The 1293-nt window shown below is 47.5% G+C and carries 1 protein-coding gene; it reads left to right on the top strand.

The genetic code is table 11. From position 1 onward, the window contains the following. The first annotated feature begins 259 nt into the window (after positions 1-259). Positions 260-754 (top strand): toll/interleukin-1 receptor domain-containing protein, encoded by a 495-nt coding sequence (locus tag E1189_RS01385; RefSeq protein WP_155158315.1) that lies wholly within the window; start codon positions 260-262, stop codon positions 752-754. Positions 755-1293: the final 539 nt, after the last annotated feature.

The raw sequence follows: 1293 nt of genomic DNA, 5'->3' as shown, positions 1-1293 counted from the left end.
CGTCAATTCTCTTTCCAAGGGTTTGCAAAATAACAAAGGGTTGGTAATAGCAAAGGGGAGAGCTTTACAGGCTAAAGGCCATTTAACGGAAGCTTTACCACTTTAAAGAGCTTCAAGACTGTTGTGCAGCTGGCCTTGTAGAGCCTTTAGATAGTGAGCATATGTACTGGGCTGCGATGAATAGTACGGATTGTCAACTAACAGCACTTGGTGTTCATTTTCACCGCCTTGCGAAAAAAAATAGAATCTGAGGTAACGGATGCCCGTATTTATAAGTTATAGGCACACAGACAGAACAAAGGCTTTTGATATTCAGCGAAGGCTGGAACGCGCCGAAATAGAAACTTATCTTGATGTCCTCGACCCAGAATCAAAGAGCACTGATGATATTACCGAAGTGATTACTCGAAATATTCGTCACTGCACACACCTTATTGCGGTGGTTTCTGATAACACTCAGCAATCATGGAGGGTTCCTTTTGAGATTGGCGAGGCGACTATGGTGGCCAAGAGGATATCTACATTTAAAAACACATCTGGCTCATTACCAGAGTACTTGGAAAAATGGCCAGTTATGAGCCGTATGGATCATGTGGATTTTTTTATCAGAGCATACAGAAGTGAGACAATGGTAGCCAGAAACCGAATGCTGACTGATAGTGTTAGCACTGAAAGCTTTTCTGAAGGTGGATCGGCTCACCGTGAGTCAAAGCAGTTCCACGACAGCCTAAAACGCTCAATTCGAATGTCTTAATCCACAAAATATACGGATGCTTATCAGAGTATCCGTATTTTTCATACCTTTTGAAATTACACATAAAAATATTCGTGTGTACTTTTGTGTGTAACTCATCAAACCTTCAGAACGGCTAAGTTACCCATGACGGTTGCTTGAATCCAGCTCCGCCGTCCTGCACCCTGGCCTGCTCCAGTCGGTTCTCCAGCCTGAGCGCGACAGAACCTGCCGCCGCTGTCATCGCGGTCAGTGCTGGCCTGAGTGCCGCAGCCCTGCGGCGGCGGGCACAGAAGCGGGGCGAACCTGAGCCTCGCCGACCTTGAAACCGCTTGGGAACCCAGAGAAAAATAATACAGAATCAATGCGCTAGCATGACTAACCACGTAGTCATTGGCTTATCACCCGGCGCGACTATACTGCACTGCCTCGCTGTTGTGCAGCTGCCGCTATAAGGTGAGTTATGAAAAGCACATCGGATCTTCTTGCCCCCCCGCTGCTGGCCCTGACTCTTTTCTCTTCCGGAGTCTCTATGGCCGGGGGAGGACACAACAGCACCA

Origin of the sequence: Parendozoicomonas verongulae (assembly GCF_009711465.1) — a bacterium.
Taxonomy (GTDB): domain Bacteria; phylum Pseudomonadota; class Gammaproteobacteria; order Pseudomonadales; family Endozoicomonadaceae; genus Sansalvadorimonas; species Sansalvadorimonas verongulae.
This window is presented reverse-complemented; position numbering and strand designations above follow the sequence as displayed.

Coding starts and splice junctions, on each gene's coding strand:
- E1189_RS01385 (WP_155158315.1), top strand. CDS start 260: ATGCCCGTATTTATAAGTTATAGGCACACAGACAGAACAAAGGCTTTT.